General features: G+C 66.5%; 21 protein-coding genes, 2 tRNA genes and 1 pseudogene. 17 read left to right on the top strand and 7 right to left on the bottom strand.

Annotated features, from left to right (window positions below; all coding sequences use genetic code 11):
• Positions 1–19 precede the first annotated feature (19 nt).
• From HYG77_RS16040 to HYG77_RS15985, 12 genes are all read left to right on the top strand, one after another.
• A complete protein-coding gene (locus tag HYG77_RS16040; protein WP_109325316.1) occupies positions 20–943 on the top strand; it encodes an alpha/beta fold hydrolase in 924 nt (307 codons plus the stop codon).
• A 222-nt stretch (positions 944–1165) separates the two neighbouring features.
• Positions 1166–3208 (top strand): DNA topoisomerase (ATP-hydrolyzing) subunit B, encoded by a 2043-nt coding sequence (gene gyrB, locus HYG77_RS16035; RefSeq protein ID WP_109325317.1) that lies wholly within the window; start codon positions 1166–1168, stop codon positions 3206–3208.
• 417 nt (positions 3209–3625) lie between these two features.
• Positions 3626–6460 (top strand): ATP-binding protein, encoded by a 2835-nt coding sequence (locus tag HYG77_RS16030; protein ID WP_208963230.1) that lies wholly within the window; start codon positions 3626–3628, stop codon positions 6458–6460.
• Positions 6457–6873: a roadblock/LC7 domain-containing protein gene (locus HYG77_RS16025; RefSeq protein ID WP_109325319.1), complete on the top strand. Its 417-nt coding sequence runs from the start codon at positions 6457–6459 to the stop codon at positions 6871–6873. Before HYG77_RS16030 ends, HYG77_RS16025 begins: the two co-directional genes overlap by 4 nt.
• A 7-nt stretch (positions 6874–6880) precedes the next feature.
• The gene (locus tag HYG77_RS16020; protein ID WP_109325322.1) at positions 6881–7255 is read left to right on the top strand and encodes a DUF742 domain-containing protein; all 375 of its coding nucleotides are present in this window, start codon (positions 6881–6883) and stop codon (positions 7253–7255) included.
• A 13-nt stretch (positions 7256–7268) separates the two neighbouring features.
• Entirely contained in the window at positions 7269–7820 is a 552-nt protein-coding gene (locus HYG77_RS16015) for an ATP/GTP-binding protein (protein WP_109334763.1), read from the top strand.
• A gap of 11 nt (positions 7821–7831) precedes the next feature.
• Complete coding sequence (locus HYG77_RS16010; protein WP_208963229.1) at positions 7832–8674, top strand: MHYT domain-containing protein; 843 nt, start codon at positions 7832–7834, stop codon at positions 8672–8674.
• Positions 8675–8823: 149 nt separating this feature from the next.
• Complete coding sequence (gyrA, locus tag HYG77_RS16005; RefSeq protein ID WP_208963228.1) at positions 8824–11346, top strand: DNA gyrase subunit A; 2523 nt, start codon at positions 8824–8826, stop codon at positions 11344–11346.
• A 263-nt stretch (positions 11347–11609) separates the two neighbouring features.
• The gene (locus HYG77_RS16000; protein ID WP_208963402.1) at positions 11610–12710 is read left to right on the top strand and encodes a DUF3566 domain-containing protein; all 1101 of its coding nucleotides are present in this window, start codon (positions 11610–11612) and stop codon (positions 12708–12710) included.
• Positions 12711–12818: 108 nt separating this feature from the next.
• Positions 12819–12892 (top strand) — tRNA-Ile (locus HYG77_RS15995).
• A 120-nt stretch (positions 12893–13012) separates the two neighbouring features.
• Positions 13013–13085: transfer RNA gene (locus HYG77_RS15990), tRNA-Ala, on the top strand.
• A gap of 130 nt (positions 13086–13215) precedes the next feature.
• Positions 13216–15804 carry an AMP-binding protein gene (locus HYG77_RS15985; protein ID WP_348273581.1) on the top strand — a complete coding sequence of 863 codons (2589 nt, stop codon included), beginning with the start codon at positions 13216–13218 and terminating at the stop codon, positions 15802–15804.
• A gap of 13 nt (positions 15805–15817) precedes the next feature.
• On the opposite strand, the gene HYG77_RS15980 is transcribed toward HYG77_RS15985, so the two are convergent.
• The 3 genes from HYG77_RS15980 to HYG77_RS15970 form a co-directional block, all read right to left on the bottom strand.
• Complete coding sequence (locus HYG77_RS15980) at positions 15818–16858, bottom strand: ABC transporter ATP-binding protein (RefSeq protein WP_208963227.1); 1041 nt, start codon at positions 16856–16858, stop codon at positions 15818–15820.
• Entirely contained in the window at positions 16855–18363 is a 1509-nt protein-coding gene (locus HYG77_RS15975; RefSeq protein ID WP_244461360.1) for an iron ABC transporter permease, read from the bottom strand. Before HYG77_RS15975 ends, HYG77_RS15980 begins: the two co-directional genes overlap by 4 nt.
• Positions 18364–18443: 80 nt before the next feature.
• The gene (locus HYG77_RS15970; protein ID WP_109334765.1) at positions 18444–19475 is read right to left on the bottom strand and encodes an iron ABC transporter substrate-binding protein; all 1032 of its coding nucleotides are present in this window, start codon (positions 19473–19475) and stop codon (positions 18444–18446) included.
• A gap of 48 nt (positions 19476–19523) precedes the next feature.
• On the opposite strand from HYG77_RS15970, the pseudogene aroQ reads away from it, so the two are divergent.
• Positions 19524–19910: pseudogene (gene aroQ / locus HYG77_RS39630) on the top strand (gamma subclass chorismate mutase AroQ); the annotation flags it as partial.
• A 204-nt stretch (positions 19911–20114) separates the two neighbouring features.
• Here aroQ and HYG77_RS15960 read toward each other — a convergent pair.
• Positions 20115–20579 (bottom strand): hypothetical protein, encoded by a 465-nt coding sequence (locus tag HYG77_RS15960; RefSeq protein ID WP_109325329.1) that lies wholly within the window; start codon positions 20577–20579, stop codon positions 20115–20117.
• A 162-nt stretch (positions 20580–20741) separates the two neighbouring features.
• Positions 20742–21179 (bottom strand): hypothetical protein, encoded by a 438-nt coding sequence (locus HYG77_RS15955; protein ID WP_162603158.1) that lies wholly within the window; start codon positions 21177–21179, stop codon positions 20742–20744.
• A 102-nt stretch (positions 21180–21281) separates the two neighbouring features.
• Between HYG77_RS15955 and HYG77_RS15950 the strand changes: the two genes are divergently transcribed.
• A complete protein-coding gene (locus tag HYG77_RS15950; protein WP_109325333.1) occupies positions 21282–21809 on the top strand; it encodes a peptidylprolyl isomerase in 528 nt (175 codons plus the stop codon).
• 12 nt (positions 21810–21821) lie between these two features.
• The gene (locus HYG77_RS15945) at positions 21822–22763 is read left to right on the top strand and encodes a rhomboid family intramembrane serine protease (RefSeq protein WP_208963226.1); all 942 of its coding nucleotides are present in this window, start codon (positions 21822–21824) and stop codon (positions 22761–22763) included.
• Here the strand turns inward: HYG77_RS15945 and HYG77_RS15940 are convergent.
• Together HYG77_RS15940 and crgA are read right to left on the bottom strand one after the other, a co-directional pair.
• Positions 22757–23212: a PH domain-containing protein gene (locus tag HYG77_RS15940; RefSeq protein WP_109325335.1), complete on the bottom strand. Its 456-nt coding sequence runs from the start codon at positions 23210–23212 to the stop codon at positions 22757–22759. The two genes, HYG77_RS15945 and HYG77_RS15940, sit on opposite strands and share 7 nt — an antisense overlap.
• Positions 23213–23285: 73 nt before the next feature.
• Positions 23286–23549, bottom strand: coding sequence for a cell division protein CrgA (gene crgA, locus HYG77_RS15935; protein WP_109325346.1), 264 nt, complete (start codon positions 23547–23549; stop codon positions 23286–23288).
• 120 nt (positions 23550–23669) lie between these two features.
• On the opposite strand from crgA, the gene HYG77_RS15930 reads away from it, so the two are divergent.
• Together HYG77_RS15930 and HYG77_RS15925 are read left to right on the top strand one after the other, a co-directional pair.
• Positions 23670–24371, top strand: coding sequence for a DUF881 domain-containing protein (locus HYG77_RS15930; RefSeq protein ID WP_109325347.1), 702 nt, complete (start codon positions 23670–23672; stop codon positions 24369–24371).
• A 54-nt stretch (positions 24372–24425) separates the two neighbouring features.
• A complete protein-coding gene (locus tag HYG77_RS15925; RefSeq protein ID WP_208963225.1) occupies positions 24426–25079 on the top strand; it encodes an aminodeoxychorismate/anthranilate synthase component II in 654 nt (217 codons plus the stop codon).
• The last annotated feature ends 36 nt before the right edge of the window (positions 25080–25115 follow it).

The raw sequence follows: 25115 nt of genomic DNA, 5'->3' as shown, positions 1-25115 counted from the left end.
AAAGAGTCGAGGACCCTTCATGAGTGCACACATCCCCGGCACTGCCGTGCGGATTTCCAACGGACCCGTGGAACTCGCGGTGTTCGAACAGGGCAATCCTGCCGGCGACACCATCGTCCTGGTACACGGCTGGCCGGACACCCATGAGTTGTGGCAACGCGTGGTGCCCTTCCTGGCGGAGCGTTTCCGGGTGATCAGCTACGACAGTCGCGGGGCAGGGGACAGCACCGTGCCCACCCGCGTGGCGGACTATCGACTGCCCGAGCTGGCGGGTGACCTGTTCGCGGTCATCGACGCGGTGAGCCCGGGTAAGCCGGTTCACGTCCTCGCCCACGACTGGGGGTCGGTGGAGGCGTGGGAAGCCGTCTGTGAGCAGGGGGCCGCCGAGCGGATCGCGTCCTTCACGTCGGTGTCCGGGCCCAACCTCGATCACCTGGGCAAGTGGATGCGCCGCCGGATATCGGACCGCAGCTTCGGTGGACCGCTCGCCCAGGCGGTGGCGTCGGCCTACACGGTTCTGTTCCAGATTCCCGGGCTGGCCACACTGCCGCTTCGGCTGTGGTTCTCGCGTCACTGGCCGGCATTCCTGAAATTTTTCGACGGACTCGACCCAGCGCTCGTGCAGCCCGGCCCGACGCTGGCGGACGACATGGTGAACGGTCTGAAGCTCTACCGGGCGAATATCAGGACGTGTCTCGGCAGGCCCCGCGACCGCTACACGGACGTGCCGGTTCAGCTGATTCTCAACGCCAGAGACAAGGCAGTGCGCCCGGTGGGCTACGAGGACACCGAGAAATGGGCGCCCGACCTGCGACGTCGTCACATCGACGCCGGACACTGGTCACCGATCTCGCACGCGGAGGACATTGCCCAGCTCACGGCGGAGTTCGTCCTCGATCTCGACGAGCGGGCGTTCCGCGATGTCGAGGAGCGCGGCGCCTGACGAATCTCAGGGCCGTTCGGCCTAGGTTTTCACCCCCGAACCATCCTGAAAATTCGCCTACGGGCCGCTCAGGGGTGTCATAGCCCTCTTGTGGCCGTGGCGTACCAGTATGATGGCCGAGGTAACTAGCGGCAAGATTCCCGACTCTCGTTCTCCGCAGGCCCGGACAGGGCGGCGGACGCGTGTGCCGGGTATTGGACGGAGAAGGAGAGCTACCCACCCGTGGCTGCCCAGAAGTCAGACAAAAGCACCTCCAGCAAGGACTACGGCGCTTCTTCCATCACCGTCCTCGAAGGACTCGAAGCAGTTCGTAAGCGACCGGGTATGTACATCGGTTCCACCGGTGAACGCGGTCTGCACCACCTGATCTGGGAAGTCGTCGACAACTCGGTCGACGAGGCCATGGCCGGCTACGCCAGCAAGGTCGAGATCACCCTTCTCGAGGACGGCGGAGTCCAGGTCGTCGACGACGGTCGTGGCATTCCGGTCGGAATGCACGCGTCCGGAGTTCCCACCGTCGAGGTGGTCCTCACCCAGCTGCACGCCGGCGGAAAGTTCGACTCCGACTCGTACGCCGTCTCCGGTGGTCTGCACGGTGTCGGTATCTCCGTGGTGAACGCGCTGTCCACCACCCTCGAGGTCGACATCAAGCGCGACGGCTTCCGCTGGACCCAGACCTACACGGATTCCAAGCCCGGCGAGCTCGTCAAGGGCGACCCCACCAAGGAAACTGGAACGACCGTCCGGTTCTGGGCCGACTCGAACATCTTCGAGACCACCACCTACAGCTTCGAGACGGTCGCGCGGCGCCTGCAGGAAATGGCATTCCTGAACAAGGGCCTGACGATCACGCTCACCGACGAGCGCGTCAGCGACGCCGAGGTCACCGAGGAGGTCGTCAGCCAGGTCGCGGAAGCGCCGAAGACCGCGGAGGACGAATCCGCCGAGGCGCAGTCCCCCGCCGTCCACAAGGTCAAGACCCGCATCTACCACTACCCGGGCGGTCTCGAAGACTACGTGCGGCACATCAACCGCACGAAGCAGCCGATCCACAACTCCGTCGTCGGGTTCACCGCCAAGGGCACCGGCCACGAGCTCGAGGTGGCAATGCAGTGGAACTCCGGTTACTCGGAGTCGGTGCACACGTTCGCCAACACGATCAACACCCACGAAGGCGGCACCCATGAGGAGGGTTTCCGGTCGGCGCTGACCGCAACGGTCAACAAGTACGCGCTCGACAAGAAGCTCCTCAAGGAGAAAGACCCCAAGCTGACCGGTGACGACATTCGTGAAGGTCTCGCGGCCATCATCTCGGTGAAGGTGTCCGAGCCGCAGTTCGAAGGACAGACCAAGACCAAGCTCGGCAACACCGAGGTCAGGTCCTTCGTGCAGAAGGCGTGTAACGAGCACCTGTCGCACTGGTTCGAGGCCAACCCCGCAGACGCGAAGACCATCGTCAACAAGGCGGTGTCCTCGGCGCAGGCGCGCGTGGCGGCACGTAAGGCGCGCGAGCTCGTGCGTCGCAAGAGCGCCACTGACCTCGGTGGTCTACCGGGCAAGCTCGCCGACTGCCGGTCCAACGACCCCAGCAAATCCGAGATCTACATTGTGGAGGGTGACTCCGCAGGCGGCTCGGCCAAGTCGGGGCGTGACTCGATGTACCAGGCAATCCTGCCGCTGCGCGGAAAAATCATCAACGTCGAGAAGGCGCGCATCGACCGTGTCCTGAAGAACACCGAAGTCCAGTCGATCATCACTGCGTTCGGCACCGGAATTCACGACGAGTTCGACATCGCCAAGCTCCGGTACCACAAGATCGTGCTGATGGCCGACGCCGACGTCGACGGCCAGCACATCGCAACGCTGCTGCTCACGCTGCTGTTCCGCTTCATGCGCCCGCTCGTCGAGCACGGTCACGTCTACCTCGCGCAACCGCCGCTCTACAAGCTCAAGTGGCAGCGCAGCGACCCGGAGTTCGCGTACTCCGACCGCGAGCGGGACGTCCTGGTGAAGGCCGGTCTCGAGTCCGGCAAGAAGATCAACAAGGACGACGGCATCCAGCGGTACAAGGGTCTCGGCGAGATGAACGCCAAGGAATTGTGGGAGACCACCATGGATCCGACGGTGCGTGTGCTGCGTCTCGTCACCCTCGACGACGCCGCCGCCGCCGATGAACTGTTCAGCGTCCTCATGGGCGAGGACGTGGAGGCCCGGCGTAGCTTCATCACCCGTAACGCCAAGGACGTTCGCTTCCTCGACGTGTAGGTATCGGGCGCAGATCCACACCGAAGTCGTTGCAGCCACCGGCGGGCAGAGCCCCCGGTGGCTGCGCCGTATACGGGTGACCGATGCCTCGACTCCGCCACGATCTCGACTGCGCCGCGCGGTTCTGTGTAGCCTGGGCCGCTGATCAACCCGCAGAAACGGGAACGTACGAGATCAGTGGTGCGCATGTTACTCGAAAGTAAGAGTCGGTGAAGTTCTGTGGTAGAACGTTCCCCGTGGGGACGTGATGAACTCGTTACATTCGGAGATGGGTGCGCCGGGCAGCGCCGCACGGCGCGCAACTGATCGATCACTTCCCTCCGTCGTCACGTGTCGTCGCGGCCGACCGTCTGCTGCCGCGGGCGTGGTTTCGAACACCGACCCGCGATCGATGAATGGGTGGAAAGGAAGCGTGGGATGAGCGACGATTCGCCGCCCCGGGCAAAGTTCTGGGATATCGAGGGCTGGGGGCTGCGATGGAAGGTCACTGCAGTCCTCGCGGTCCCCGTCACGGTCGCCATGGTGCTCGGTGGGCTCCGAGTGCAGAGCGAACTGAGTAACGCCGTTCACTTCACCGAGGCCGCCGACCAGATCGTCGGCGTCCCCGGCATCGTGGCCCTCGAGGCAGCGATGGGCACCGTCGCCAGCGGTTATGCATCCGGCACGCTCACCAAGGAAGACCGGGAAACTACGGAGACACTGATGGCTGAGGTGTCCGAGCAGGCCCGCAACCCAGAACTTCAACCGACCGTTGCCTCGTCGATCCGCCAGACGGTGTCGGATGGGCGTGCACTTCTGAACCTGATGGACTCCCCAGGGGTCAGCGCTGACCTGATCGCGGAACGAAACCAAGTGTTCGCAAAGGATTTCATTGGTGTAGTGGATAACATCGTGCGGCCGATTGACGACAGCGAAGTGGTCGACAAGGGATACCTGCTGTCCAGCGCGTGGCAGGCGCAGCGCAGGTTGTTCGATCAGGCTATGGGTCTCATCGCGGTCAAGGACGCCTACGCGGGCCCGCAGGGCCGGGAGAAGGCGCGAAACGGCGACCTTCCCATGTCGTCCGTGGTCGCCGCGGCCGGTGCCGAATCCAGCCTTCTCGACGTTCTGAACAGGTACTACCCGAAGGACGATGCTCGGCTCACGACCCTGCGCGACAACATCGCCGCCCGCAACGCGCTCATCGATCAGGGTCTTGCCGATGCAGCGCGGGGCGGGGTCCTCCCCATCCTGCAGCTGCGTTCCTCGCTGATCGGCAGCCGTGACGTCTACCAGGAGCTGACGAGCGAGGCTGCGCAGGACATCGCCGCCACGGTGCAGACGCGGGCAGCAGAGACTCGGTCCGCCGCGCTGCGCGATACCGCCATCGTCCTCGGCACACTGCTCGCCGCTCTCGTCCTGGCACTCCTCGTGTCGCGGTCGCTGATCGGCCCGATTCGACGACTGCGGTATGGCGCCCTGAAGGCGGCCCGCCGCGACCTGCCGGAGGCGATCGAGCAGATCAGGTCCAGCGACGATCCGAAAGATCTGTCATTCGATCCGGTGGCCGTGCATTCGACGGAGGAGATCGGACAGCTCGCCCGCGCCGTCGACGACATCCACGGTCAGGCCCTCAAACTCGCCGGTGAGCAGGCGCAACTGCGCCTCCAGATCAACGACATGTTCGAAACCCTCGCCCGCCGGAGCAAGTCGCTGGTCGACCAGCAGCTCGGACTCATCGAAAACCTCGAGTTCGAGGAAAAGGACCCGAAGCGACTCGAGAGCCTCTTCCGGCTCGACCACCTGGCCGCGCGTATGCGCCGAAACGGTGAGAACCTCCTCATCCTGGCCGGTACCCGGGTGCGTCGTTCCCAGGCGGCGCCCATTGCTCTCGGCGACGTTCTGCGTGCCGCGATCTCCGAGGTGGAGGACTATCAGCGCGTCCAGATGGGAGCGACACCGGAAGGTGCCCTCAGCGGTGCCGTCGTCACCGACGTCGTCCACCTTCTCGCCGAACTCGTCGACAACTCGCTGCGGGCCTCACCACCCGACACGGTGGTCACGTTCAGCTTTGCCCGGGCGGTCGACGGCGGGGTGCTCCTCGAGATCGCCGACCGCGGCATCGGTATCCCGGCCGACGACATGCGGGACATCAACGAGCGGCTCGCATCCGGCGGCGAGGTCGGTCCGGATACGGCACGCCACATGGGTCTGTTCGTGGTGAGCCGGCTCGCCGAGCGGCACGGTCTCACGGTGCGGCTGCGGTCCACTTTCGACACCGCACGCAACCCAGGCGTGACCGTCAGTATTCATATCCCCAACGCACTGATCGTGTCGCAGGCGGCTCGTCAGGACACCGGCTCGCAGCGCAAGATCAACCAGGCGCCCGTCCGGGCGGCCATCCCGGCGCCCGCGCCTCGGCGGGACGACGCGCAGCAGCCCTCTACCCGGGGCGTTCTGCCCACCCGCACGCCGCAATCTCGGCCGGATCCGACGCCCACCACCGCCGCACCCGCCGTCACCACGGCGTCGGGGACGAGCCTGCCTCGTCGTCAGCCCGGCGCGAGCGGTATCGCCGGCGACCCAGGTACGCCGGCCGCGGCACCGAACGGTCAGTCGCCGGACACCGTGAACGTCCGCGGAACCGGTGCCATGCCGAAACTGCCCGTGCGACGACCGCAGGCGGCTACCCCCACAACGCCGGCTGCCGGACCTCGGTTGCCGCAGCTCCCGCGGCGCGAAGACCGCCCGGTGCCGGACCGCTCCGCGTCTACGCCGACGCCGCCCTCCGCATCCGCGGATCAGGCACCCGTGCGGCACCGCTACCGCACCGATCCGGCCAAGACGGCGTCGTTCTTCCAGTCTCGAATCGATCCGCCTCCGGCGGAGGCAGTGCAGCGGCCTGGCGGAGGTACTCCGATCTTCGCCGACATGGTGTCCGACTGGCTCACCGATCCGACGGGATACGAAGGCGCCCCCGGTGTCTGGCAGTCCGCCGGTGACGCGGGCTGGTCCGCCGTCGAGCGAGTCACGTCGGCCCCCGTCGAGGTGGACCCCGAGATCGGCCTGCCGAAACGTCGGCCCGGCGAACGCCTGCTTCCCGGCACGGTCGAGGGCGCGCACAATACGGGGACGCTGCGACGCGTGCGCGATCCTGAGACAATTCGCGCCAATCTCAGCCGTCACCAACAGGGCGTCCGAAACGGCAGGGCCACGAAGCTCGCGCAACGCAACAGCCTCGCGGAACGCAACATCATTGAAGGAGACCAATGAACACCGCTCATGGATCCGACGTCACGCGACCTCTCGACTGGTTGGTGTCCAACTTCGCCAGCGACGTACCCGGCGTCTCCCATGCCGTGCTCGTGTCGGCGGACGGCCTCCTCATGGCGGCCAGCGCCCACCTGCCGATCGACCGGGCCGAGCAGCTCGCCGCGGTGACCTCCGGGCTCGCCAGCCTGTCGGCGGGGGTGTCACGCCTCTTCGAAGGTGGTGGAGTGCTCCAGTCGGTGGTGGAGATGCAGCACGGCTACCTGCTGTTGATGAGCGTCGGTGACGGATCCCATCTCGCCACCCTCACGGACGCCGAATGCGACATCGGGCAGGTCGGGTACGAGATGGCAATCCTCGTCGATCGCGTCGGCGCGTCGGTCGAGGCGACGCCGCGCACTCCGCAGGGCCTCTGACTTCGAGATGGCCATGGACGACCAGCACTTCGAGCATCCGGGACCGAATATCGTTCGCCCGTACTCGCTGACGTCGGGGCGAACCCGGCCGGCGGTCGAGCTCGCTCTCGAAGCTTTGATCCAGGCGTTGCCGCAGTCGGTGGACCGGCAATGGGAACTCGACGATGTCAACGCGGCCATCGTCGCGTTGTGTCAGCAGTCGCCGTCGGTCGCCGAGATCGCCGCCCGGGTCGGGGTGCCCTTGGGGGTGGCCCGCGTCCTGGTGGCCGACCTCGTCGAGGCTGGTCATCTGCAGATCCTGGCAACCCTGAAGGAAGATTCGACCGACTCCGAACGTCGTGAACTCATCGAAAGGGTCCTCAGTGGACTTCGCGAAATCTGAACCCCGCAACCGGGTGACCTCGACCAAGATCGTGATCGCCGGTGGGTTCGGCGTCGGCAAGACCACGCTGGTCGGTGCTGTCTCCGAGATCGTCCCCCTGCGGACCGAGGCGCTCGTCACCAACGCGAGCGACGGCGTCGACAACCTGGCTGCCACCCCGCAGAAGGGCACGACCACGGTCGCGATGGACTTCGGTCGCATCAGCCTGGCCGACGACCTGGTCCTCTACCTGTTCGGAACGCCGGGGCAGCACCGGTTCTGGTTCATGTGGGACGACCTCATCCGCGGCGCGATCGGGGCGATCGTCCTGATCGACACCCGCCGACTGGACGAGAGCTTCGCGGCGGTCGATTTCTTCGAGGCCCGTCGCCTGCCGTTCCTGGTCGCGATCAACGAGTTCGACGACGCGCCGCGTTATCCGATCGAGGACATCCGCGCAGCGCTCGCGATATCGGAGGATGTGCCGATCATTCCCATCGATGCCCGCGATCGGGAGTCGGCGAAGCAGGCGCTCGTGGCGATCACCGAATATGCACTGACCAAGCTTCACACGGCCGTGTACTGAGGATTCGAACAATGTCGGACGAGTTACAGCAGTTCTCCATGGGCACGTGGGTGGTCGGTCTTGCCGTGGTCACCGCGTTCATCGGCCTCTTCGTCGGTATTGCCAGTGGCCGCAAGGCGATGACGGCGACGAGCCCGCGTCAGCGCTACCTCTGGCTGGCGTGGGGTGCGTTGTCGATCGGTGGCATCGGGGCGTGGCTGCCGCACTACATCGCAATGGTCGGGTTCGAGGTCGCGGGAAGCACCCTGCGTTACGACGCCCTGTGGATCGTGGGGTCGTTCGCGGTACCTGTGCTCGCAGCCGGCGTGGCGTTGCTGATCATCAGTCCGCCGCCGAGTAAGCATCGGCGGCCGACCACCTCGGTGGAGATCAGCCGGCTGGCCGCAGCTGCCGCGATCCTCGGTCTCGGTCTCGCCGGCATGCACCTGGCCATCGTCTCCTCGCTCGTGATCCAGGGATCCGTGAGTTTCGACCCGGTGCTGACGGGTGTGGCAGCGGTAATCGGCCTGGTCCTCGGTGCCGCGATCATGTGGTCGATCTCGATTCTCGATTCGCGGGCGCTGCGTCTGGTCGCGTCGCTGGTGGTGGCGGCCGCCCTGGTGGCCATGCACTACACGGGTGTGTTCGGGCTGAGCGTGACGGTCGATCCGGAGGCGCCGCGCCCCGACGGTCTCGAGGTGTTCTCCATCCTGTTCCCGGTCTTCGTGCTGGGCATGCTGGTAGTGACGATCCCGATCACGGCGCTGCTGATGGCGCCCGACCGGGTGGCCGCCGAACTCGAACTCGAGGCCGACATGCTGGCCGCCGAATCGCTCGCGGCCGAAAGCCGCGGTAGGGAACTGGAACTGCGGTAGCGGACACGCGGAACCCGCCCTGTTCAGGAGTGCATCCGAGTCCTTCACCGTTCCAGCTGACCTGCACCTATAGACTCGGGTGGTTGCGTGACGTCGTGCAGGACCACTCGTCCGCGAGGAGACGTCAAGCCGAGTAGAAGAAGGAGCTCATGACTGACACAACGTTGCCGCCGGAGGGACCGGGGCACGACCGCATCGAGCCCGTCGACATTCAGCAGGAGATGCAGAGCAGCTACATCGATTACGCCATGAGCGTGATCGTGGGCCGCGCGCTGCCCGACGTGCGGGACGGCCTCAAGCCGGTGCACCGGCGTGTCCTGTACGCAATGTACGACAACGGTTACCGGCCCGACCGCGGTTATGTGAAGTCTGCGCGACCGGTGGCCGAGACCATGGGTAACTACCACCCCCACGGTGACGCTTCCATCTACGACACCCTCGTGCGCATGGCGCAGCCGTGGTCGCTGCGCTACCCGCTCGTCGACGGTCAGGGCAACTTCGGTTCCCGCGGTAACGACGGCGCCGCAGCCATGCGGTACACGGAGTGCCGCCTGACTCCGCTGGCCATGGAAATGCTGCGCGAGATCGACCACGAGACTGTCGATTTTGCTCCGAACTACGACGGCCGGACACAAGAGCCGACAGTTCTCCCCAGCCGTATCCCCAACCTGTTGATCAATGGTTCCGGTGGCATCGCCGTCGGTATGGCCACCAACATCCCGCCGCACAACCTGCGCGAGGTGGCCGAGGCGATCTACTGGGCTCTGGAGAACTGGGAAGCCGACGAGGAGTCCACCCTCACGGCCGTCATGGAACGGGTCAAGGGACCCGACTTCCCGACACACGGTCTGATCGTCGGTGGTCAGGGCATCCATGACGCGTACACCACGGGTCGCGGATCGGTCCGGATGCGCGGTGTGGTGGAGATCGAGGAAGACGCCAAGGGGCGCACCACGATCGTCATCACCGAACTGCCGTTCCAGGTCAACCCGGACAACCTGATCACGTCGATCGCCGAACAGGTCCGCGATGCCAAGATCGCCGGCATCTCCGACATTCACGACGAGTCCTCGGACCGTGCGGGTATGCGCATCGTCGTCACCGTCAAGCGTGACGCGGTCGCCAAGGTCGTCCTCAACAACCTGTACAAGCACACTCAGCTGCAGACCAGCTTCGGGTGCAACATGCTGTCCATCGTCGACGGTGTGCCCCGCACGCTGCGCCTGGACCAGATGATCCGGCACTACGTCGTCCACCAGGTCGAGGTCATCCGCCGTCGTACCGAGTACCTGCTCCGCAAGGCCGAAGAACGCGCGCACATCCTGCGTGGACTCGTCAAGGCGCTCGACGCCCTCGACGAGGTCATCGCCCTGATCCGCGCCTCGCAGACGGTCGACATCGCGCGCGCCGGCCTGATGGAACTCCTCGACGTCGACGAGATCCAGGCCGATGCGATCCTCGCCATGCAGCTGCGTCGTCTCGCGGCTCTCGAGCGTCAGAAGATCGTCGACGAACTCGCCGAGATCGAACGTGAGATCGCCGACCTGCAGGACATCCTTGCCGAGCCCGAACGCCAGCGTGCGATCGTGCGGGACGAGCTGAAGGAGATCGTCGACAAGCACGGTGACGATCGACGCACCCGCATCGTCGCGGCCGACGGTGACGTGGCCGACGAAGACCTCATCGCCCGCGAAGACGTCGTCGTCACCATCACCGAGACCGGCTACGCCAAGCGCACCAAGACCGACCTGTACCGCTCGCAGAAGCGTGGCGGCAAGGGTGTGCAGGGCGCCGGCCTCAAGCAGGACGACATCGTGTCGCACTTCTTCGTCAGCTCCACGCACGACTGGCTGCTGTTCTTCACGACGAAGGGCCGCGTGTACCGGGCCAAGGCCTACGAGCTTCCGGAAGCGAGCCGCACGGCGCGCGGCCAGCATGTGGCCAACCTGCTGGCCTTCCAGCCGGACGAGCGGATCCAGAGCGTCATCAAGATCAAGACCTACGAGGACGCGCCGTATCTCGTCCTCGCCACCCGCAACGGCCTGGTCAAGAAGTCGAAACTCACCGATTTCGACTCCAACCGGTCCGGCGGCATCGTCGCCGTCAACCTGCGCGGTGAGGACGAACTGGTGGGCGCCGTGCTGTGTTCCGCCAACGAAGACCTTCTGCTGGTGTCGGCGAAGGGGCAGTCGATCCGTTTCTCGGCCACCGACGAGGTGCTGCGCCCGATGGGCCGCGCCACGTCCGGTGTCCAGGGCATGCGGTTCAACGAGGACGACGAGCTGCTGTCGCTCAACGTCGTGCGCGAAGGCACCTATCTGCTGGTCGCGACGTCGGGCGGGTACAGCAAGCGCACCCCGATCGAGGATTACGTGCCACAGGGACGGGGCGGAAAGGGCGTACTCACGATCCAGTACGACCCGAAACGTGGCACCCTGGTCGGAGCGCTCATCGTGAACGATGACGACGAGCTCTACGCGATCACCTCGGGCGGTGGCGTCATCCGCACCGCCGCCAAGCAAGTCCGCAGGGCCGGTCGGCAGACCAAGGGCGTTCGGTTGATGAACCTCGGGGAAGGCGACACCCTGCTCGCGATCGCGCGCAATGCCGACGAACCGGACGAGCCCGAAGACAACGCCGAGAGCAGCGGCAAAGGAGCTAAGGAGTCCTAGTGAGCACTCCCAACCAGCCAGGCGGTGACAAGCCGAGCGCGGGTTCTGCCGGGTCGGCGGCCTCCGAGCAGCACGCCACCCGCACGCCCGAGAACGGCTCTGCCCGGTCGAACCCCACCTCGGGTTCGACCCCAGGTCAGGCGCCTGCGGGTCGTGGGCCCGGCCCCGCGGCAGGTCCCGCTGCCCGGCCCGGCGCGGCGCCGCCGCAACATCAGGGGCCTCGTACCCAGGCTCCCCACACGCAGGCACCCCAGAGTCGGCCCTTGCCGCCTCAGCAGGGACGGCCCGCCGCGGGTGCTCCCGGCCGTCAGGGACCGCCCCAACAGGCGCCTGCCGACGGCAACCAGGCGTCCGCCCGCAGCCAACCGCCCGGCAACCCTGCTCCCGGTAATACGGCTCCGACCGATCCGGCAGGCAACCGGGCACCTGCGTCCGGCGCTCCCGTCGACGGTGCACAGCCCGTTCGGGGAAGTCAGGCACCGCCGTGGCAGCGGGGGATGCAACGAGAGCCGCAGACCAACCTGAAGCGGCCGCTGCAGGGACAGCCGGGGCAGCCCGGTTCCCAGCAGCGCCCGCGTCCCGACTCCCCGTCGTCCGCCGCGGCTGCTACGGGTGCCGCTGCTGCCGCAGCAGGGGCGCCGGGTGCGCAGAAGCCGTCCACGGCGCCCACCACCACGCCGCCGGGGGCACCGACTCAGGCCGTTCCAGTACAGAAGGGACCCCCGGCCGCGCCGAAGGGGCAGCCCGCTCCCACCCAGGGGCGGCCGTCCAGCGCTGCTGCCGCTGCCGGCGGTGTCACCGGTACCGCTGCTGCGGCCGCGGTGTCGCAGCGGGAATCGGCCAAGGCCAAGGCGTCCGCGATCGACGGGCCGACCCGGCACATCAATCGTGACGTGCTCCCCAAGGACATGCCCGACCTCTCCGAGGCGAAGCACCCGCTGCCTGCGGCAGCGGCCACCGGGCAGCAGCCGAAGGTGGCCGCCGCCCCCCAGCGCGTCGAAGAGGGCGAGGCTCTGCGGGCGACGGTGCAGATTCGCAAGGTCGACCCGTGGTCCACGCTGAAGATCTCCTCGGTCATCTCGGTGTCGCTGTTCTTCGTGTGGATGGTCGCGGTCGGTCTGCTGTACGTCGTGCTGGACGGTATGGGCGTCTGGGACCGGCTGAACAACGCGTTCACCGACATCGTGGCGGAGTCGAGCTCGGAGGGGCTCGTGACGGCCGGCCAGGTCTTCGGTTACGCCGCCGTCATCGGACTCGCGAACATGGTGTTGTTCACGGCGCTCGCCACCATCGGGGCGTTCATCTACAACCTCTGTTCCGACCTCGTCGGCGGTGTCGAAGTGACCCTCGCCGATCGAGACTGAACTGGGAAAAGGCCGTCTCACCGGACCGGTTTTGGTATCTGCCGGTCCGGTGGGGTAATCTTCCGACTCGGTTCAGGGAACTGCGCAAGACTGGTTTCCAGACTTCAGGGGCCTATAGCTCAGGCGGTTAGAGCGCTTCGCTGATAACGAAGAGGTCGGAGGTTCAAGTCCTCCTAGGCCCACTCCTGGTGCCGGTGAAAGGTCATTCGCATGAAGGTCCTCCTGATCGTGGGAGCCGGAGTGCTGGTGACGATAGGACTCACCAAGTTGCTGCGCAGCAACGAGGTGTGGCACGAGGTAACGGGGCCTTAGCTCAGTTGGTAGAGCGCTGCCTTTGCAAGGCAGATGTCAGGAGTTCGAATCTCCTAGGCTCCACAGAAGAATGCACGTAAAGCCACCTCCCGAATCCGGGTAGGTGGCTTTCGTGCATCACGGCCTGCACCGGGTCCCGCCTGCTGCGTACCTCTTCACGGGTGAGGCAGGGCAGCGCTTCTACACTGGGTCGGTGCCGAGTCCGTTCGACCGTATGGAACGTCCCGGCGTGCCCTTCGCGCGTCGCCTGGACGAGTACGGCGACGCCCCGGCACTGATCACGCCGGACGGCACGGTCACGTACGGCGAGCTCGCCGCGCGGGTCGAAGCTCGGGCTCGTCAGCTGGGCGGTATCCGGCGCCTGGTGTTGATCTGCGGTGCCAACGACGTCGAAACGATTGCCACATACCTCGCGGCCTTGGCAGCCGGCCATCCCGTCCTGCTCGCGCCGGGCGACAAAGCGGCCGGCGTCGACGCGTTGATCGCCGCCTACCGACCCGACGTCGTCGTACGCAAGGACTGCAGCGGTCGGATGGCTGTCGAGGAACTGCATGCTGGGTCCGCGCACGTGCTGCACCCCGACCTCGCGTTGTTGCTGAGCACCTCCGGTTCGACCGGGTCGCCGAAACTCGTCCGCCTTTCCCACAGCAATGTGCAGAGCAATGCGGAGTCGATCGCCGAGTATCTCGACATCAGGTCGGGCGATCGTGCGGTGACAACCCTTCCCATGCACTATTGCTACGGCCTGTCGGTCATTCACAGTCATCTGCTGCGCGGTGCCGCCCTGGTATTGACGTCGCTGTCGGTGGCCGACGCCGATTTCTGGGAGCTGTTCCGCACGCACGGCGGCACGAGTTTCGCGGGCGTGCCCTACACCTTCGACCTGCTGGACCGTGTCGGGTTCGACGCACTGGATCTGCCCGGCCTGCGATATGTGACGCAGGCCGGTGGCCGCCTCGCGCCGGACCGCGTGCGGAAGTACGCCGAATTGGGTCGGCGCCGCGGCTGGGAGTTCTTCGTCATGTACGGGCAGACGGAGGCGACTGCCCGGATGGCGTATCTGCCGCCGGAGCTCGCCACGACCCACCCGCACACCATCGGCCGGGCGATCCCCGGCGGATCCTTTCGGATCGAGGCCGTCACCGACGCCCCCGAAGACATCGGCGAGCTGGTCTATTCGGGCCCCAACGTGATGCTCGGCTATGCAGAGGGTCCCGAGGACCTACGTCTCGGCGACGTACTCGGTGGCGAACTGCGCACGGGTGACCTCGCCCGCTGTCGCCGCGACGGGTTGTACGAGGTGGTCGGGCGGCGCAGCCGCTTCGCCAAGGTCTACGGGCTGCGGATCGATCTTGCGCTGGTCGAGTCGACACTGGCCGAGCACGGCCACCGCTCGTGCTGTGTCGGCGGGGCGGAAGAACTGATCGCGGCCGTCGAATCCGGTGGTGACGTGGACGGCGCGAGGCAGATCGCTGCGCGGGCCGCCGGGCTGCCGGTCGGAGCGGTCCGCGTGTGCGCCGTCGACGAGTTGCCGCGGACCGCCACGGGTAAGCCCGACTATTCGGCGGTGACCGCGCTCGCGCGGCGGCCGGAGCCGACCCAGAGTGCCTGCCGGGAAGGGCGCGCCGATGCGGACGCACTGCGCGCGCTGTATGCCGAAGTCCTCGGCTCCCCGAACGTCACGGATGACAGCTCGTTCGTCAGCTTGGGTGGAGACTCGCTCTCCTACGTCCGCATGTCGTTGCGGCTCGAGCAGTTGCTCGGCTACCTACCCGAGAACTGGCACACCACACGGATTCGCGACTTCACACCGCGCCGCGGACGCCGACGACCGTCAGTGGAGACCAATGTTCTGCTCCGCGCGGTCGCGATCGTTCTCATCGCCGGCTCGCATATTCATCTGTTCACGCTTCTCGGTGGGGCGCACGTGCTCCTCGGCGTTGCCGGTTACAACTTCGCCCGGTTCCACCTGAGTTCGGCGGGGCGTAACGAGCGGCTACGCCATACTCTCGTGAGCGTCGGCCGGATCGCCGTTCCGAGCATGGTGTGGCTCGGGTGTGTCATAGCCCTGACAGGGGAATACCGCATCACCAGTGCATTCTTGCTCAATGGAATTCTCGGTCCGCCCGGCTGGACGATCGAGTGGCGATACTGGTTCGTCGAGGCAATCGTGTACATCCTCCTCGCCGTCGTCGTACTGCTCTGCATTCCGTTGGTGGACCGCACTGAGCGCACCTATCCGTTCCTCTTCCCGATGGGACTCGTTGCGGTCGGCCTGCTCACCAGGTACGGGGTGATCGACATCGACGACACCCGCAACCGCATCCTCACCGCTTCGGTCGTTTTCTGGTTCTTCGCGCTGGGCTGGGCTGCCGCCAAGGCGACGACCATGTGGCACCGCATCTGCGTCACCGCGGCGATCGTGGCAACGGTGCCCGGATTCTTCTTCGGCGACACCAGGCGCGAGATCATCGTCATCGGCGGGCTGTGCCTGCTGGTGTGGCTGAGGTCTGTGCGCTGCCCGACAGTGCTGAGCCGAGTGGCCGGGGTGCTGGCGACCGCCTCCCTCTACATCTACGTGACGCACTTCCAGGTGTACCTCCCGCTTCGCGACGACCACCCCTGGCCGGCGCTGGCGCTCTCGTTGCTCGTCGGCGTCCTGTACTGGCAGGCGGTTACCTTCGTGCTTCAGCGGGACCGCCGCGCCGCCCTCTGGTCGGCAGCACGTCGGGTACTGCCCTGGGAGAGACCACCGATTCCGACGCCGAACACGGCTCGATAGAAGGCTCGGCCATTCACTGCTGGTAAGCCACTCCCGTACCGAGAACCCGTATTCCGACGCGCTCGCCGGGCGTGAGTGCGGTGGCACCGAAGCGGCGCACCGTGACCCGTTCGGAGACGACCCCGTCCGCGGTGTCGAGGCGGATACCGAGCAGCATCTCCGAGCCCAGATACTCCACATCGACGACCGTCCCGGCCACGCCGGCACCGTCCGCGGTCACTTCGATCTGCTCCGGCCGCAACATGACGCGAGCCTCGCCCTGTACACCGTTCGCGATCACGGCCACGTCACCCAGCGCGCAACGGGCTCGCTCGCCCTCGACATGCGCGGACAGGACGACGGCGTCACCGATGAACTCGGCGGTGGGAACATCGATCGGCGCGGTATAGATTTCCCGGGGAGTGCCCACCTGCGCGAGCCGGCCGTCGCGCATCACCGCCACCCGGTCGGCGAACGAGAGCGCCTCGGGCTGGTCGTGGGTGACGAGGATGGTGGTGATGCCGGCCTTGGCGAGCACATCGGCGACGATCCTCCGGGTATTTGCGCGCAGGCCGGCATCGAGCGCGGAGAACGGCTCGTCGAGCAGCATGAGCTCCGGTTCGCGTGCCAATGCCCGCGCGAGCGCCACCCGTTGCTGTTGTCCGCCGGACAGCTGGTCGGGGCGCCGGGATGCGTACGAGTAGTCCAGCGACACCATCTCGAGCAATTCGGTGATTCTGGCTCGGGTGCGGGCGCGCCGGGGCAACCCGAACCCGACATTGGCCGCCACCGTGGCGTGCGGGAACAGTGCGCCGTCCTGGGCCACGTACCCGACCGACCGTCGATGCGCGGGAATCCACTCGGCGCCCGCAACAACCCGGCCACCCAGGGTGATGGTGCCGGCGTCGGGTCTTTCGAACCCCGCGACGAGGCGGAGCAACGTGGTCTTACCGCAGCCGGACGGACCTACGATTGCCGTCGTTGATCCTGCCTCCACCGAAAAGGCGATGTGCCGGAGGACGTTCGTGGAGCCGAACGACTTGTCGAGTCCGTTTACCTCGAGCGCGTATGTCATAGCCCGGCAACCTTTTTCGACTGAGCGAAGAGCACATACGTCACGGGCAGCGACAGAACGATCATGAGCAGCGCGTACGGTGCTGCGCCCGCATAGTCGATCTCGCTGCTCAGCGACCAGAACTGCATGGACAGGGTGCGAGTTCCGGTGGGCGCGAGCAGGAGAGTGGCAGTCAGCTCGTTCACCACACCCAGAAACACCAGTGCCCCGCCCGCCGCGGTTGCCGGCGCAGCCAGCCGCAACGTCACGCGCAGGAATGTCCCCAACGGTGAGACGCCCAAAGACCGTGATGCCTCCTCGAGCCCGACCGGGGCCTGGGCGAGGCCCGCCCGCACATTGACCAGGGCGCGCGGCAGGAACAACAGCGTGTACGCCGCGATCACGACTGCCACGGTTTGGTACAGGGGACGGAAATAGTGGATCGCGATCGTGACGAACGCCAGCGCCACCACGATGCCCGGCAGGGAACTGGAAATGTACGCGCTGCCCTCGAGGAACCTGCTGAACCCTCCGCGGTAGCGAATCGAGATCCAGGCGATGGGAAAGGCCAGCACGCACGTGACGACGGCGCCGGTTACCCCGAATGCGAGCGTCTGCGCCAGCGCCGACACAATGGCGTCCAGCTCCCATACGGCGGCACCGCCGACGACGAGCCAGCGCACGACACTGATGACGGGCACCCCCAGAGACAGCGCGATCACCATCCCGAGGAACAACAGGGCAAGGGGCTCGTAGCGGAAGCCGAGGTCGGCGGGCACCATTGCACGCGGCGCACCCGCTCCCACCCGGGCATATCGGGCGCTGCCCCGGACGACAGCTTCGATCACCAGCAACGTGAGGCAGAGCAACACGAGAACCCCCGCCAGCATCGTCGCCGCGGCGCCGTTGAAGGTCGATTGGTACTGCTCGAAGATGGCCGTCGTGAAGGTGTCGAACCGGATGAAGACGAAAGCGCCGTACTCGGCGAGCAGGTGCAGGGACACCAAGAGCGCTCCGCCCGCGATGGCCAGTCGCAGCTGCGGCACCACCACTCGGAAGAACACCGCCCACGGTCCGAGCCCGAGTGCACGCGCGGACTCCTCGACGGCAGGGTCCAGCCTGCGGAGGATCGCCGCAGTAGGGATGTAGACCAACGGAAAATAGGACAGGGTGGCGATGAGAACGCCGCCGGGTAGCCCGCCGAGCGACGGAATTGCCGTCACCCAGGAGTAACTGTTGACGAAAGCCGGAACTGCCAGCGGTGCCGCCAGGAGCACTGCCCACACCTTCGCCCCCGACACCCGCGTGCGCTCGACGAGCCACGCTGCGAGGACGCCAACGGCGATGCAGATCGGCACCGTCGCCACCACCAGAAGCACGGTGTTACCGAGCAATTCGCGTACCCGCGGTCGAAACAGCAGTGCCGACGCGGTCGCCCAGCCGGTGTCGATGCTCTGCGCGATCACGTAACCGAGCGGGACGAGCGACACGGCGACGACGACGAGCGCAGCGAGGGCGAGGGGGATCGAGGGCCGGCCGGAACGGGCAGTCGGACGCCGCCTCGTGTCCGGGTCTCCCGCCTGCGCTCGGCCGATCGGTGCAAGGTTCAGAGCAGACCGGCTTCCGTCATCAGTTCGGTGACCTTCGGGCTGTTGAGCTTCGCGGGGTCGACCGCCGGGGCCTGCAGGTCTGCCAGCGGAACCAGCTCGGGGTTGGCGGGCACGTCACTGGCCACCGTGTACTCGAACGATGTTCCGGTCTGCAATACTTCCTGCCCCGACTTACCCGTGACGAACTTCAAGAACTGCTGCGCAGCATCCTGATTCGGACTGGACTTCAGAACTCCACCGCCCGAGACGCTGACGAATGCACCCGGATCCTGATTCCTGAAGTAGTGCAGAGCGACGTTGTTGCTGTTCTCCCCGGTCTTGGCCTGGTCGCCGAACCAGTAGTAGTGGTAGATCACTCCGCCCGGGATTTCTCCGGCATTGACGGCTTTCATCACCGTGTTGTTGCCCTTGTAGGTGCGGACGTTCTCCTTCATCGCGGCGAGCCACTGACGGGTGGCATCCTCGCCCCTCAGTTCGAGTAGCGCACTGACGATGGCCTGGAAGTCGGCCCCCGACGGCGACGCCGCCCAGCGGTCTTTCCACGCGGGGTCCTGCAGGTCGAGCAGCGACTTCGGGAGCTGGTCCTGAGGCAGTTGGTCCTTGTTGTACGCGAAGACCGTGGACCGCGCGGCGATACCGGTCCAGGCACCGCTCGACGGCCGGTACTGGCTCGGCACCTGATCGAGGACGTCCTGGTTCACGCCGGCGAACAGGCCGGCGTTCTCCACGAGGGTCATTGCCGGTGAGTTCTCGGTGAGGAACACGTCGGCCGGCGATTGATCCCCCTCCGCGACCAGCTGGTTGCCGAGTTCGGTATCGCTCCCGTTGCGGAGTTCCACCTCGATGCCGGTCTCGGCAGTGAACGCGTCAGCCCATTCCTGAGTCAGCGACTCGTGCTGCGCGTTGTAGACAGTGAGCGTGTCGGCGTCGGACGAGGACTCCGAGCCGGAATCAGAGCACGCTGACACTGCCATCATCGCGGCGGTGGCGAACGCGATCCCCGCCATCAGTCGGATCTGCTTTCTCATGACATCCATCCGTCCTGTGTGTACGCCGGACCGCGCCTGGCCCTCGCGATGATCGTACTGTCAGGCATGGCAATCCTAAGGGGATTGGGAACCTGGTCGTCGCAAGCGGGCCGTCCGCTCCAGCCGATCGTGGAGGCCGTTGCTCTGCGCCTGACGACAGCGGACACGGTGGCCGCGTCCAAGTGGCGAAGCGATGCGCCCATCGACGATCCGGCCCGCGAGGAGCAGGTCCTTGCGTCGGTCGCGGTGCAGGCTCTCGACGAGGGTCTCGACGCAGCCCGAGTGCACCAGATATTCCGGGACCAGATAGAGGCCAACAAGGACGTGCAGCGGGCTCTGTTCGCGTGGTGGAGTGTCTCACCCGGTTCGGCGCCCGCGATCGGCCCCGACCTGTCGCACGTGCGTCCGGTGATCGACCGGCAGAACACGCGGATTCTCGATCAGATGCGGGAGCAACAAGCAGTGCTGGCCGGAACCGGCTGTCTACCCGCACTTCTCGACGCCGCTGGTGCAGTCGGGCAGATTCTCAGCCCGCTGCACCAAGCGACGTTGGCGCGTGCACTCGTCTCCCTCTGCGGTCCGGGGCACCGTAACTGGGGCCTACACAGCCGTTTCGGTAGATCGGCGCCCGTCAGCCCGTCACGCGATGAACGTTCCGATCGCCGGATTCGCCTGACAGATCGGGCTGCTGCCGAAGTTGATCGAGCCGAACGCCGTCGCGATCACGTTGCCCACGCCGGTGTTCACCGTGGCCGACAGGAACGGGTACACGCCACGCAGATCGACGATCCCGGAGCGGCCGTTGTCCGTGTTCACCCAGGCGACGGTGATCTGCGCGGCGGCGGGAATCGGAGGAGCCGCCGGCCGCGACTCGAAACGGATGTCGCCGTCGGCGATCGGCGGCGACGCCTCCGGTCCGGACTGCCCCGTGAGCGCCGTGAGCGACATCAAGCTGCCCTGATTCGGGCACCCGATCGTGAGGGCGGGACCACCGAACGGATGAGGCGGGTCGGCCGCAGCGGTTCCGGCGGACAACACGGTGGCGCAGGCGGCGACCGGAAAGGTGATGGCGGCGATGCGGTGGACGAAACGTGCGACGGTCATGGCGACTCCTCGGAACGGTCCTCGCGGATGATTCGCTTGGGGATACCCCTGGTACAACGCATGAAACAGGGTTGCCCGAAAGGTGGTCCGATCCTTCAGCCGCCCACTGGAGTCCCGCCGACCTCCACCGGATACGCGCGGTGGTGGTCGGCGAGTGACGCGTCAGTTCGTGGTGGGTGCCGACGTGATGTCGGGGGAGGCGAGCTTGGCCGAGTTCTGCTCTTCGAGATCTTCGAGGCGCGGCGGAGCGGTAGCGATGGGCGGATGCTCGCGGCGGCTGATCTTGAAGAGCACTGCGCCGCCTGCGATGAGGGAACCGATGAGGACACCGATCGCGAGGCGACGTCCACGCGTCGACTTCGTTCGCGTCGCCGTCGAGTCTCCGGGGGTCAGCGACCCCACGACGCCCTGCGCTGCCTTCTTCACCGGGGTGGTCCGCGCGCGGGTGTAGCCCTTCTTCGCCAACGAAACGCCCTGGCGGCCCAGGAACAGGCCGGCCGTTCCGGTTCCGGTGGCCGCGGTGAGAGCGGCCGAACGTGCCACACGCAGGGCCTGATCGACAGCCTCTGATTTCGTCGAGTACTCCGTCGCTCGTGTCATGTCCCCACTTTGTCACAAGACGGGGGCCCGCGAACGGATCGAAAGGCGCCCGATCCCACCGCGGAGGAACCAGCGGCAACTGCACAATGGCACGATGGTGGGGTGACTTCACCACATCAGACCGCAACCGCAACGCTGCACACCAACCGCGGCGACATCAAGATCGCGCTCTTCGGCAACCACGCTCCGAAGACCGTCGAGAACTTCGTCGGCCTCGCGCAGGGGTCGAAGGAGTACACCACCGCCAACGCAGGCGGCACCAACTCCGGCCCGTTCTACGACGGCGCCGTCTTCCACCGCGTCATCGACGGCTTCATGATCCAGGGCGGTGACCCCACGGGCACCGGCGCCGGTGGTCCGGGCTACAAGTTCGGCGACGAGTTCCACCCCGAGCTGCAGTTCGACCGCGCCTACCTGCTGGCCATGGCCAACGCGGGCCCCGGCACCAACGGCTCGCAGTTCTTCATCACCACGGGCCCGACGCCGCACCTCAACCGTCGCCACACCATCTTCGGTGAGGTTGTCGACGAGGAGTCGAAGAAGGTCGTCGACGCCATCTCCTCCACCGCCACCGACCGATCCGACCGCCCGCTGGAGCCGGTCGTGATCAACAGCGTTTCCATCGCGTAAGGAACACCAGACATGACCAACCCCGGCTGGGGCGGTGCTGCGAACGAGGGCACCCCGCCCCAGCCGCGGTGCGTCCGGCATCCCGACCGTCCCACCGCGTTGTCCTGCAATCGGTGTGGCCGCCCGTCATGCCCCGACTGTCTGCGTGAGGCCGCGGTCGGTTATCACTGCGTCGACTGTGTCGCCGCCGGCCGGCGCGACGTCCGGCCCGTGCGGGGCGTCGCCGGCAACACGGTGGTGCCCGGCCGTGCGACGCCGATCGTCACGTACACGCTGATGGGCCTCAACGTTCTCGCTTTTCTCGCAACTGCGGCGCAGTCACGCAGCATCCTGCACAACGAGAGTCCGTCGCCGCTGTTCTCCGACTGGGCGCTCAATCCCGGGTTGGTGGCCGACGGCCAGTGGATCCGGTTGATCGGCAGCGGCTTCCTTCACTTCGGTCTGATCCATCTGGCCGTCAATATGTTCGCCCTCTACATCTTGGGCCGCGATACCGAACTGATCCTCGGTCGCGCCCGCTACACGGCGGTGTACCTCGTGTCGCTTCTGGGCGGGTCGGCGTCCGTGATGGCGTTTCAATCCGTCTTCTCTTCGGGTGGCGGATTGAGTTGGACCGCCGGCGCATCCGGCGCAATCTTCGGCCTGATGGGTGCCGAGGCCATCATCTTGCTCCGCTTGCGTCGCAGCCCCGCCCCGATCGTGTCGGTGATCGCCATCAACGTGATCATCAGCCTGTCGATCCCCGGAATCTCGTTCTGGGGGCACCTCGGCGGCCTGGTCGCCGGCGCTCTCGCCACCGCCGGGATTCTCTACGGTCCGCAGGTGCTCGGCGTCGGCAACAACCGGGAACGCGCCGTAACCGTCGGCTGGCTGTGCCTCGGCGCGGTCCTGATTGCGACGCTCGGCGTGATCGCCGTGCGCATCGTGCAGCTGCGCGCCCAACTCGGCTACTGACGGGACTCCGGGCCCACCAGTCGGTGAACGGACAGAGCATCGAACACATCTTCCGGATTGGTACCCAGATCCCACCGCCCGAAGATGAGCAGGCGTTCGGTGCCGTCGGGCGCCCGGACGTCGATCTCGAGCATCGGTACCCGGCGTCCCAGCCGCGGGTAGCGGACGATTCGCGCGCGTTCGATGTCAGACCGGTGGTACGTGCGGCGACCGCTCAACCGGCCCACCACGATGCGTCCCGCGTTCCGATCCACCGCGAGCCGGGGGCGCTGGCGTCCCGCAGACGCCGCCGTCAGGAGGAGGCCGAGGGCTGCCACGGACACGAGAAGTCGCCCCGCCGGTTCCGTCGACACCAACAGGCCCGCGGCGCCCAGCGCCACTCCGCCGATCGCGAGGGCGGCAACCGCGCTGAGCGGAGTGGACCACTGCAGCGGCGCGTCTTCAGTCATGGTCGGCCGACCTGCGGTTATCCACAGGGGTTGTCCACATTGGGGATGAATGACATCGGTGTAATTGGCTGTCTCAGCGCCAGCGCATCGTCATGATCAAACCCACCACCATGAAGCCGAACCCGATGAGGAAGTTGTAGGCCCCGAGGTCGTTCATCCAGGTGAGCTGATCGGCGGCGAGGTAGTAGACCAGCAGCCAGACCAGCCCGACCAGCATGAAGCCCAGCATCACCGAGACGTACAGGGTGCTCGACGGACCTGCCTTCACCTTCACCGGTGTGCGGCTCGCAGGGTTGATCGTGTAATCGGTCTTCTTCCGGACCTTCGACTTCGGCATGACGTCCTCGTTCGTGCGGTTCTACAGGAATGTGTGCAGGTAGATTCGAACTACCTGCGTTGCTGTACACGCTAACGTAGCCGCGATTCACAGGGCGAGGACGAGGGGACGGAAACACCGGTGACCAGGTCCAACTTATGGCGGATCGCCGTGCTGGTGGTGTGCCTGGTTGCCGGATTGCTGGTTGCCACCACCAGGGAGGTGTCGCACGGCAACGAAATTCGCGCCGGGGACTCCACTCGACTGTCCGACCTGGTCCGCAACGCCCAGGCCGAGACGGACGACGTGGCCGAGACCCGCGACCGGCTGGCAGCCGAGGTGGAGTCGCTGCAGCAGGAGGCCGCCGCCTCCGACACCGGGGTCGCGCAGGTGCTCGCCGACACCAAAGCCCTTGCCACGGACGCCGGGCTCACCCCGATGACCGGGCCCGGAGTCACCGTCACTCTCACCGACGCCCCCCGCGACGCGGACGGGAAGTATCCGGTGGACGCAGCACCGGACGATCTCGTCGTGCACCAGCAGGATGTCCAGAGTGTGCTGAACGCCCTGTGGGTGGGCGGTGCCGAGGCCGTCGGCATGCAGGACCAGCGGATCGTCAACACGTCGGCGCCACGGTGTATCGGCAACACGCTGTTGCTGCACGGACGCACCTACAGTCCGCCGTACGTGATGTCGGCGATCGGCGACCCGGCCCGCCTCGAGGCGGCATTGGCCAACGAGCCGGGCATCCGGGTGTTCAAGCAGTACGCCGCGCGGTTCGGCCTCGGCTATTCGCAGACAGTGTCCGGCCAGTTGACCGTGCCCGGATACGCGGGGCACTGAGTTTCAGCGGTCCCGGGTGCGTACCGAACGAACGGCGCAGAATACCCTGGTCCCATGAGGATTCTCGTCGTCGACAACTACGACAGCTTCGTGTTCAACCTGGTCCAGTACCTCGGGCAGCTGGGAACACGGGCCGTGGTCTGGCGCAACGACGATTCGAACCTCACCGGGCCGGAGGCGATAGCGGCAGCAGCAGCCGACTTCGACGGCATCCTGCTCAGCCCCGGACCCGGCACACCGCAGCGGGCGGGCGCCACGATGGACCTCGTGAAGGCCTGCGCCGACTCCGGCACCCCGCTGCTCGGAGTCTGCCTCGGCCATCAAGCCATCGGAGCCGCGTTCGGTGCCACCGTGGACCGGGCACCGGAACTGCTGCACGGCAAGACCAGCGTCGTCCACCACAGTGGGAACGGTGTCCTAGCCGGCCTGCCCGATCCGTTCACCGCCACGCGCTATCACTCACTCACCGTTCTCGAGGACACCATCCCGGACGAACTCGAGGTGACGGCCCACACGGACAGCGGCATCGTCATGGCCATGCGACACCGGGAGCTTCCCATCCACGGTGTGCAGTTCCACCCGGAGTCCGTGCTCACGCAGGGTGGGCACCGGATGCTGGCCAACTGGCTCACCGTGTGCGGCGACGCCCCGCAGGACTCGCTGGTCGACACCCTCGAGGCCGAGGTCGCGGAGGCGTTGGGGGCGTAGCCCCTGTGAGTGGTTGACGAGTGCGGAGACTCCTCA

Origin of the sequence: Rhodococcus sp. ZPP (assembly GCF_017656075.1) — a bacterium.
GTDB classification, from domain to species: Bacteria; Actinomycetota; Actinomycetes; order Mycobacteriales; family Mycobacteriaceae; genus Rhodococcus_F; species Rhodococcus_F oxybenzonivorans.
This window is presented reverse-complemented; position numbering and strand designations above follow the sequence as displayed.

Excerpts from the sequence above, each read along its gene's own strand:
- HYG77_RS16040 (WP_109325316.1), top strand. The coding sequence starts at position 20 with ATGAGTGCACACATCCCCGGCACTGCCGTGCGGATTTCCAACGGACCC.
- HYG77_RS16030 (WP_208963230.1), top strand. The coding sequence starts at position 3,626 with ATGAGCGACGATTCGCCGCCCCGGGCAAAGTTCTGGGATATCGAGGGC.
- HYG77_RS16025 (WP_109325319.1), top strand. The coding sequence starts at position 6,457 with ATGAACACCGCTCATGGATCCGACGTCACGCGACCTCTCGACTGGTTG.
- HYG77_RS16020 (WP_109325322.1), top strand. The coding sequence starts at position 6,881 with ATGGCCATGGACGACCAGCACTTCGAGCATCCGGGACCGAATATCGTT.
- HYG77_RS16010 (WP_208963229.1), top strand. The coding sequence starts at position 7,832 with ATGTCGGACGAGTTACAGCAGTTCTCCATGGGCACGTGGGTGGTCGGT.
- gyrA (WP_208963228.1), top strand. The coding sequence starts at position 8,824 with ATGACTGACACAACGTTGCCGCCGGAGGGACCGGGGCACGACCGCATC.
- HYG77_RS15980 (WP_208963227.1), bottom strand. The coding sequence starts at position 16,858 with ATGACATACGCGCTCGAGGTAAACGGACTCGACAAGTCGTTCGGCTCC.
- HYG77_RS15970 (WP_109334765.1), bottom strand. The coding sequence starts at position 19,475 with ATGAGAAAGCAGATCCGACTGATGGCGGGGATCGCGTTCGCCACCGCC.
- HYG77_RS15960 (WP_109325329.1), bottom strand. The coding sequence starts at position 20,579 with ATGACCGTCGCACGTTTCGTCCACCGCATCGCCGCCATCACCTTTCCG.
- HYG77_RS15955 (WP_162603158.1), bottom strand. The coding sequence starts at position 21,179 with ATGACACGAGCGACGGAGTACTCGACGAAATCAGAGGCTGTCGATCAG.
- HYG77_RS15945 (WP_208963226.1), top strand. The coding sequence starts at position 21,822 with ATGACCAACCCCGGCTGGGGCGGTGCTGCGAACGAGGGCACCCCGCCC.
- HYG77_RS15940 (WP_109325335.1), bottom strand. The coding sequence starts at position 23,212 with ATGACTGAAGACGCGCCGCTGCAGTGGTCCACTCCGCTCAGCGCGGTT.
- crgA (WP_109325346.1), bottom strand. The coding sequence starts at position 23,549 with ATGCCGAAGTCGAAGGTCCGGAAGAAGACCGATTACACGATCAACCCT.
- HYG77_RS15925 (WP_208963225.1), top strand. The coding sequence starts at position 24,426 with ATGAGGATTCTCGTCGTCGACAACTACGACAGCTTCGTGTTCAACCTG.